An 8,346-nucleotide genomic window follows, 5' to 3' on the forward strand; every position below is an offset into this window, starting at 1 on the left:
CGCTCCCGCTCCCGGTGCTGCCCCCGGTGGCCGCCCCCACCCCGCCCACGGGGGACCTCCGCCTGCGCCTGCCGCTCGGCGGGGCGCGGGTGCCCTTCACGCTGACGCAGGCTGAGCCGGGAAAGCTCGTGCTGACTGTGTACGGGCTGGCAGTTGCCCCCACACCGCCCTCACTCGCCGCCGATCCCCTCCTCGCCGGGGTGGAGGTCGCCGTGCCCGCGCCCGGCGTGACGCGCCTGACCCTGGACCTGACCGCCGCGCAACTGTGGGGCTTCGCGGCGGGGTACGAGGGGGACGACCTCGTGCTGAGCGTGCGCCGCCCGCCCACGCTGGACCCGGCGCGGCCTCTCGCCGGGCGGGTGATCGTGCTGGACGCGGGGCACGGGGGAAGTCAGAACGGGGGAGCCGGGGCGCTGCGGGTGCCCGAGAAAAACCTCATGCTGCCCGTCACCCTCCGCGCCGCCGAGCTGCTGCGGGCGCAGGGAGCCGACGTGCGCCTCACGCGGGACCGGGACGTGACCCTGGGGCTGTACGAGCGGGGACTGCTGGCCGAGGCCGCCGGGGCCGACCTCCTCGTCTCCATCCACGCCAATGCCCTTCCCGACGGGCGCGACCCGCGCGGGATTCGTGGCCCGGAGGTCTTCTTCACCCACCCGCAGGCCCAGGCCCCCGCCGCCGCGATCCTGGCGGCGCTGCGGCGCACCCTGCCCGACCTCGGCCCCGGCGCGGGCCTCAAGCCGGGGGCCAACCTCGCCCTGACGCGGCCCAGCGGCCAACCCAGCCTGCTGGTGGAGACGGGGTACCTCACCGACCCCGGCAACCTGCGGCTGCTGATGTCCCCGGNCCGGGGGCCAACCTCGCCCTGACGCGGCCCAGCGGCCAACCCAGCCTGCTGGTGGAGACGGGGTACCTCACCGACCCCGGCAACCTGCGGCTGCTGATGTCCCCGGCGGGGCGCGAGCGGCTGGCGGGGGCCATCGCCTCGGGGATCGTGGACTTCTACGCGGCGCAGGCGGCGGGCGGGGTTCGGCCGCCCGTCACGCAGGCCCGCTAGGGTCTCGCCATGACGCGCCTGCTGTTGCCCGCCGTTCTCCTGGTCCTGTCACTGGGTGCCGCTGCCCAGACGGTCACGGTGATCCCGCCGCCCGCCTCTGTCCAGACAGTGCTGGACGACGTGCGGGCCAGTCTCTCTGCCCCCCGCACGGCCCAGGGGCCGCTGCGCCTGAGCCTCACCCTGCGTTCGTCGCTCGCCTTTGCGCTGCCGTTGGACGTGTCGCGCGACCCGCGCCAGAACTGCGCTTTCGTGCCCAGTGTCCGCGTGCTGCGGGTGGGCACCCGCGAGGTGGTGTATCCCACGCCGGGCGCCGAGCCCCGGCTGTGCGCTCAGGACCTCGAGAGCCGGGTGCTGGCGGCGGGCGGCGAGACCACCTTCACCCGCGAGCTGGACCTGCTCCCCGGCGAGTACATGGTGGAGGGCTGGTACGCCGGGCTTCTCGGCGGCGAACGGGTCAAGGTACCAGCCCGGCCCGTGCGGGTGACGGTGAGGGAGTAGGCCTCAGCCCCCGCCCAGCCGCGCCTCCAGCCACTGCGCCGTTTCCTCGGCCCCCATCTGCCGGGCCGCCTCTGCGGCCGTGAAGCCGCCCGCGTCGCGGCGCTGCGGGTCGGCGCCGTGGGCGAGCAGCACCTCCAGCATCTCCCCGCGCCCGAACATTGCTGCGAGCATCAGCGGGGTGCGGCCGTCCGGCCCCGCTCCGTCCACCTGCGCCCCGTGCGAGAGCAGCAATTCCAGCATCGCCCGGTCGCCCCGGAAGGCGGCGGCCCCCAGCGGCGTCTGGCCCCGGTCGTTGAAGACTTCGGGGTCGGCGCCGTGTTCCAGCAGCAGCCGGGCCGCCTCATGGTGCCCGTGGTAGCTCGCCAGCATCAGCAGGCTGTCGCCGCGCTGGTTGAGCAGGTTGGCCGGGAGGCCGCGCTCCAGCAGCGGCCCGAGCTTGGCCGCGTCCCCGAAACGGACGAGTTCCAGCACGTCCTGCAGAAAAGCGAGGGTCTCGGCGTCGGGCACGGGGCGGGAGGTGGGGTCGGTCATGGAGGCAGTCTGACGCGCGGCGGGCCGGGGTGGAAAGGGGGGTTCAGGTGGAAGTCACGTGGCCCCTCTAGGCTGGGGCATGACCCGCCACTTCTGGCTGCCCACGCTCCTCGCTCTGGCGCTGGCAACTCCAGCCGCCGCACAGGTCCGGCTGACGCTGACGCAGCGGTCGCCCGAAGTCCAGCAACCTGTAGAACTGACACTCGAGGTTTACAACTCCGGCAAAACTTCTACCACCATTGGGCGGATTCGGCGCGATTTCGTCGCCTGCCCGCCTTTCAAACTGTTCGATAAGGTCGGTGGCGCACCCCGCATCGAGCGGTATATCGCCGCCGACTGCGACGTGGGAGAAACCGTGACCGTCCCGGCAGGCCAGCGGCGGCGTTACCGCGTCACGTTGCCCTGGAATGACCTGCGCCCTGGTGCGTACACGGCCTTCCTCGAACTGCCTGTCAACGGAAAAACCAGAGCTGTTCCGGCTGACCTGCGCGTCGAGCCGGGGCCGTTCGTGGCCGAGTTGCGTGTGCCGCCCCGCGTAAAGGCCGGGGCGCCGCTGCCGCTGACCGTCGCTTTTCACAACGTCTGGCGCACCACGCAGCAGGAGGATTTGCGCCTGTGTGGTCACGGTCTGCTGATTCGGAATGGGAACGGGCGCACCGTCTACGACAACCGCAGAGAGGGCGTCTCTTGCATAGAAAACCTTGTCCTCACCGCTGTCAGGCCCGGCAGCGTCCACATAGAGAAGTGGGTTGACCCGGTGCCCCTCACCAAGCTCCCGCCGGGGCGCTACACCGCCATTCTCTGGGGGAAGTACAACGCCAGCCTCCCCTTCGAGGTGACCAAATGAACCGCCTGCTCCTGCCTTTCGCCCTCGCTTTGGGGACCACTGCCCAGGCTCAGGCCACCTCTGCGCTTCAGTTTCGGCTGGAGCCGGAAAATTACCACGCCTACCAGAACGATCCGCCCCCACCCCTGACCCTCACCCTGACGCTGCGTAACCCCGGCGCCCAGCCCGTGACGGTGACCTGCCGGGCGGTGGGCGGTCCAGTGCTGAAACGGTTCACGGAGGTTCAGGACGGCGAATCGGTCCTGCGCGACGAGACCGTGGGCGAGCTTCGCCCGCAGACCGGGGCGCCCGTCTGCCGCCGCGTGGGCGAGCGGCTGACCCTGGCGCCCCGCACGAGCTACACCTACACGCGGGCGCTGGGGCCGCAGACGGTCGGGGCACAGGTCCACTACCGCAGCGGCTGGAACGTCAGCGCGGCGGCGGGGTCGGGGTGGCTGAGCAGCGGGACGGTCACGGCGCTGGTCGTGCGGGGAAACCGTCCCATTCCCACGCCGAATCCGCAGGCCTATCAGGACGCCCTGGACGCCAGCCGCGCCCAGTGGTACACCCGCAGCAGCCGGTCCTCCCGGCCGGACACGCGCCTCTCCTTCGGCCTCGCGGACGAACTCTCGCGGCAGGCGTTCCTGGCAGAACTGAAAAAGCGTGGGCTAGACCCCAGCCGGGTAGAGATCGAGGTCGCACCGCCTGTGCGCTTCCCGGCGAAGCCGACCCCGGCCCAGACCGCTTCCGTGACGGTCACGCCCGCCGCGCAGGGCTACCGCTTCACGTTGAAGGTGACGAACCGGACGGGCCAGCCGCTAGAGGTGGCCCAGAGCTATTGCGAACCGCTCGCCATCGAGCGTGTGCCCGGCGGCCTGCGGATGTGGCAACTCGGCAACGGTCCCTGCCCGGCCGTCGCCGCAGGGTCCATCACCCTGCGGCCCGGCGAGTCCACCACCAGCGAGGCCCGCTGGGACGGCCAGGACAGCCTCGGCCGCTGCGTGCCGCCCGGCCGGTACCGCGTGCGGATGGCACAGGGGCAGTTCGTGGGCGAGGCGGTCTTCACCCTGAAGTGAGCGCCCCCGCCGCTGTTAAACTTCCCTCTTATGGACCTCAAGGCACAACTCAAAGCCGCCGTCGAACGGGCCGCCGCCGACCTCGGCGCCCCGGTAGACGCGGCGATTCAGGACACGCCCGCCAGCAAGCCCGGCGACTACGGCACCCCCGCCGCCTTCCAGATGGCGAAGGCGCTCGGGCAGAATCCCGCGCAGGTCGCGGCGCAGCTCGCGCAGACGGTGCAGCTCCCGGCGGGCATCGCCCGCGTGGAGGCGGCGGGGCCGTTCCTGAATTTCTTCGTGGATGTGGGCGCGTTTGTGCGCGGCGTGGTCGAGACGCCCTTTGCCCTGCCCGCCCGCCCCGACAAGATCATCGTCGAGCACACCTCGGTCAACCCCAACAAGGAACTGCACGTCGGGCACCTGCGAAACGTCGTCCTGGGCGATTCGATGGCCCGCATCTTCCGGGCGGCGGGGTCGCGGGTCGAGGTCCAGAACTACATCGACGACACCGGGCGCCAGGCGGCCGAGGCCCTCTTCGCCGTCTCCCACTACGGCCGCGTCTGGGACGGCGTGCAGAAGTACGACCACTGGCTCGGCGAGGGCTACGTGCGGCTCAACGCCGACCCGCAGAAGCCCGCGCTCGAGGAGGGCATCAGCGCCGTGATGCACCGCCTGGAGGCCGGGGAACTGCGCTCCGAGATCGAGAAGGTCGTTCGCGCCCATCTGGAAACCTGTTTCCGCCTGGGGGCCCGCTACGACCTGCTGAACTGGGAATCCGACGTGGTGGGCAGCGGCTTTCTGTCGCAGGCGATGAACATTCTGGAGGGCAGCCGCTACACCTCGCGCCCCCAGGAGGGCAAGTATGCCGGGGCCTTCGTGATGGACGTCTCCGAGTTCATGCCGGGACTGGAAGAACCCAACGTGGTCCTCGTGCGCTCCGGCGGTACCGCGATGTACGCCGCCAAGGACATCGGGTACCAGTTCTGGAAGTTCGGCCTGTTCGAGGGCATGAAATTCAAGCCTTTCACCCAGGACCCCGAGGGCAACACGGTCTGGACGAGTGCCCCCGACGGTGAGCCCGACCTGGGGCGCCGCTTCGGGCACGCCGACGAGGTCATCAACGTGATCGACTCCCGCCAGGACCACCCGCAGACGGTCGTCAGAAGTGCCCTCGGCGTGGCGGGCCAGCCGGAGAAGAAGGAGCGGTCGGTCCACCTTTCCTACGCCTTCGTCACCCTGGAGGGCCAGACCATCTCCGGGCGGAGGGGCATCGCGGTCAGCGCCGACGACGCGATGGACGAGGCCGAGCGGCGGGCGCTGGCGGTCCTCTCGCAGATCAACCCCGACCTCGCGGCCCGGGGGGACGCCCCGGAGATCGCCCGGCGCATCGGCATCGGCGCGATTCGCTTCGCCATGCTCAAGTCTGAGCCGACCCGCATCGTGGATTTCCGCTGGGAGCAGGCGCTCGCGCTGCAGGGCGACACCGCGCCCTATGTCCAGTACGCCGCCGTCCGCGCCGCCAACATCCTCCGCAAGGCGGGAGAGGCCGGGCACGCGGTGGACGGCAGCGGGGCCGACTGGGCAGCGCTCCCCGACGTGGACCTCGTCCTCGCCAAGCAGGTCGCCCGCCTGCCCGAGGTCGTGGCCCAGTCGGTCCGCATCCACTCGCCGCACGTGGTCGCCCAGTACGCCCTCGACCTCGCCACCGCCTTCAACGCCTGGTACAACGCCAGGGACAGGAGCGGAAAGCCCGCCACCAACGTCCTCCAGAGCCCCGGGGGACTGCGCGAGGCCCGGCTCGCCCTCGTCGGGAGGGTGCGCCGCGCCTTCGAGGAGACGCTGGACCTGATCGGCATCGAGGTTCCGGCGGCGATGTAGTCGCCCCGGATGGGGAAGGGGGCCCGGGAGACATGCCCAGGCCCCTCCGCTGTATTCCCGGCCTCAGCGCCGCAGCGCCTGCTCGGTCGCCTGGGCTTCGAGTCCTCCAAAGAAGTCGGCGAGTTGCCCCGCCACCTTCGGCGAGAAACGGTTGCCGCCGAGGTGTGGGCCGCTGAGCTGCACGAACTGGCTGGGACCGGGGACGGCGCGGTTTCGCAGACGCACGGCGTTGGTCTGCATGGGCACGACGTCGTCGTCGGGGCTGGCAACCAGGAAGAGGGGAATGCGGGGTGCCTGCTCGGCCAGGGTCATGGGGTTGTGATGGGCCTCGGGTTCACCGCTGAGGCCGTAGGCGTGCCCGATCTCGGCGCGGCGGGCCAGGGCGGTGCCCCAGGCGCTTCTCAGGTCGGTCCAGGGGTCGATCAGGGCCACGCCGCCCACCGGGTAGGGGCTGCCCGGCAGGGCGCTGCGCAGGGCCAGCAGCCCGCCCATGCTCAGGCCCAGCGCGTAGGTGCGCCCGTTCCAGGCAAAGTGCGACCCGGCCTCCTGCCGCAGGCTGGCAACCTGCGCGAGCGCGGCGGGGCTGCCCCAGGTGCTCTCGCCGCCGTCGTCACTGAGCAGCACGGCCAGCGGCACGTCCAGCAGGGCCTCTGTCAGCACGTTTACCTGCGGGCTGTCCAGCAGCCGCTCGGCGCTCTGCCCGCGCGGGTGCGACACCACCACCAGCGCACATTCCTGGCGGTAGCACGCGGGCGGCACCCGCAGGAACGACGGGCCGCTGAACCGGTCCAGCCTCACGGTGTCGGGCTTTTTGGGAAGGGGGAGCGGAGGGGTGGCCGCCGTGGCCGCCGCACCCGTCACGGCGAGGGCGGCCAGGGTGGCGATCAGGGAAAGGGCAAGGCGGCGCATCAACCGGGGCACTTTACCGCCCCGGCGGTGACGGTGTCCTGACGTGCCTGCTGAGCGCCCTCTCATGGGGAGGGGGGGAGCAGGGCAGCAGCCTTCAGCGCCCGAAGATGAACAGCCCCAGCCGCGTGCCCAGCAGCAGTCGCCCGACGAGCATCGGGATCAGCAGCGCGGTCAGGAAGGAGAGGGTCACCGTCAGCGCGAGGCTGAGGGGGCCGCCGCTCGGGAGGCCCACCCCGTACTCCAGAAGTTGCAGCAGGGCCGGGTGAATCAGGTAGATGGGCAGGCTGACCGTCCCCAGCGTGGCGATGGCCCGCCGCAGCCTGCCCCCGCCCTGCGGCCTGCGCTCCTGCCAGGCGTAGGCCGCGCCCAGCAGCGTCAGCGCCACCAGGATGGAATAGCCCCAGTTCAGCGCGTTGTAGTGCAGCGGCACGGTGGGCTCGCCCTTCAGGTTCCCCACGGCGGTGGGCAGGTACAGCGCAAAGACCACCGCCAGGGCACCCAGCAGCCAGGGCAGGCGCCTGCGCCACCACGCCGGAAACTCGTCCAGCCGCGCCCCCACCCCGATCCCGGTCAGGACGGGCAGCAGGTACCACAGCACCGTGCTCGCGGGGAATTGCAGGGTCAGCACCTCGCGGTTCAGGAAGTACATCCCGAGTTGCACGGCGGCGCCCAGCCCCAGCATCACGCCGATGGACGGGCGACGCCGCGCCAGCGGCAGCAGCAGCGGCAGCAGCAGGTAGACCTCCAGCGCCACCAGCAGGAAGTACAGGTGAAAGCTCGCCTTGCCGTACAGCAGCCAGAAACTCCAGCGCTCGGGGTCCGTGAGCTGCTCGGGGGGGCGCTGGGTGGTCACCACGTACCACACGGCATACAGGGCGCTCCACAGCACGTAGGGCCACGCCCCCCGCGTCACCCGCCGGGTGAAGTAGCGCCGCAGGTCGAACTTCTTCAGCAGGCTGCGGGTCAGCACCACCGCCGAGAGAAAGACGAAGGCGGGCACCGCGAAGTGCAGGGTGCGGTTGAGGATCAGCAACAGCTCGTGCGCCAGCGACCCCGCCTCGGCGTGCCGCAGCGCCATGCCGCTGGTGTGGTGCGCCACGACCTCCATGATGGTCAGCCCCCGGAAGGTGTCCACCGCCGTGAGGCGCGGGGCGGCCGTGGCCCCCTGCTCCAGGGGCGCGGTCGAAGAGGCGGCCAGGGCAGAGGTGGCGGGAGCAGGCTCGGACATCCGGCTGCCACTCTACCCGGCCCACGCATGAGGGGCGTCCATCCAAAGGCGGGGGCGGCTCATGGAGAGGAGAGGCCCGGCTAGCCCCGGCCCCGTACCTCGTACCCCGCCGCCCGCAGGAGTTCGGCCGCCCGCGCCACGTCCCCCGCGCTTTCCAGGCCCAGCCGCAGCGCTCCCCCCTCCTCGCGGACGGCCAGCACCTCGATGTCCTTGATGTTCACGCCCGCCGCGCCCAGTGCCTGCGTCACCGCGCCGATCTGGTTGGGCCGGTCGGGCATGGCGACCACGAGGTCGTGCCGGGGCGGCAGCAGGCTGCGGCGGACCACCGGCAGGCTGTCGCGGGTGCGCTTGCCCTCGGCGGCGG

9 protein-coding genes and 1 pseudogene are annotated in these 8,346 nt (G+C 71.6%); 6 read left to right on the forward strand and 4 right to left on the reverse strand.

The window, feature by feature from the left end; translation table 11 throughout:
* The first annotated feature begins 419 nt into the window (after positions 1-419).
* From QOL99_RS17990 to QOL99_RS12350, 3 genes are read left to right on the forward strand one after another with little or no spacing between them, the layout of a single operon-like run.
* Positions 420-866, forward strand: coding sequence for an N-acetylmuramoyl-L-alanine amidase family protein (locus QOL99_RS17990; RefSeq protein ID WP_456318857.1), 447 nt, complete (start codon positions 420-422; stop codon positions 864-866).
* A gap of 29 nt (positions 867-895) precedes the next feature.
* On the forward strand, positions 896-1,054 hold the full coding sequence (locus QOL99_RS12345; RefSeq protein ID WP_407650179.1) for a hypothetical protein: 159 nt from the start codon (positions 896-898) through the stop codon (positions 1,052-1,054).
* A 9-nt stretch (positions 1,055-1,063) separates the two neighbouring features.
* Positions 1,064-1,552: a hypothetical protein gene (locus QOL99_RS12350; RefSeq protein WP_285524214.1), complete on the forward strand. Its 489-nt coding sequence runs from the start codon at positions 1,064-1,066 to the stop codon at positions 1,550-1,552.
* A gap of 3 nt (positions 1,553-1,555) precedes the next feature.
* Here the strand turns inward: QOL99_RS12350 and QOL99_RS12355 are convergent, their stop codons facing one another.
* Complete coding sequence (locus QOL99_RS12355; protein ID WP_285524215.1) at positions 1,556-2,083, reverse strand: ankyrin repeat domain-containing protein; 528 nt, start codon at positions 2,081-2,083, stop codon at positions 1,556-1,558.
* Between the two features lie 79 nt (positions 2,084-2,162).
* Between QOL99_RS12355 and QOL99_RS12360 the strand changes: the two genes are divergently transcribed.
* From QOL99_RS12360 to QOL99_RS12370, 3 genes are read left to right on the forward strand one after another with little or no spacing between them, the layout of a single operon-like run.
* Positions 2,163-2,930 carry a hypothetical protein gene (locus QOL99_RS12360; RefSeq protein WP_285524217.1) on the forward strand — a complete coding sequence of 256 codons (768 nt, stop codon included), beginning with the start codon at positions 2,163-2,165 and terminating at the stop codon, positions 2,928-2,930.
* On the forward strand, positions 2,927-3,985 hold the full coding sequence (locus QOL99_RS12365; protein WP_285524219.1) for a hypothetical protein: 1,059 nt from the start codon (positions 2,927-2,929) through the stop codon (positions 3,983-3,985). Before QOL99_RS12360 ends, QOL99_RS12365 begins: the two co-directional genes overlap by 4 nt.
* A gap of 30 nt (positions 3,986-4,015) precedes the next feature.
* Positions 4,016-5,845: an arginine--tRNA ligase gene (locus QOL99_RS12370; RefSeq protein ID WP_285524221.1), complete on the forward strand. Its 1,830-nt coding sequence runs from the start codon at positions 4,016-4,018 to the stop codon at positions 5,843-5,845.
* Between the two features lie 63 nt (positions 5,846-5,908).
* Here QOL99_RS12370 and QOL99_RS12375 read toward each other — a convergent pair whose 3' ends face one another.
* The 3 genes and pseudogenes from QOL99_RS12375 to QOL99_RS12385 all read right to left on the reverse strand — a co-directional run.
* A complete protein-coding gene (locus tag QOL99_RS12375; protein ID WP_285524223.1) occupies positions 5,909-6,754 on the reverse strand; it encodes an alpha/beta hydrolase family protein in 846 nt (281 codons plus the stop codon).
* A 94-nt stretch (positions 6,755-6,848) separates the two neighbouring features.
* Positions 6,849-7,982, reverse strand: a complete 1,134-nt coding sequence (locus tag QOL99_RS12380) for an acyltransferase (RefSeq protein WP_285524224.1) — start codon at positions 7,980-7,982, stop codon at positions 6,849-6,851.
* A gap of 80 nt (positions 7,983-8,062) precedes the next feature.
* Positions 8,063-8,346, reverse strand: a pseudogene (locus QOL99_RS12385) (prephenate dehydrogenase/arogenate dehydrogenase family protein); the annotation flags it as partial.

The organism is Deinococcus rhizophilus (assembly GCF_030271215.1).
GTDB classification, from domain to species: domain Bacteria; phylum Deinococcota; class Deinococci; order Deinococcales; family Deinococcaceae; genus Deinococcus; species Deinococcus rhizophilus.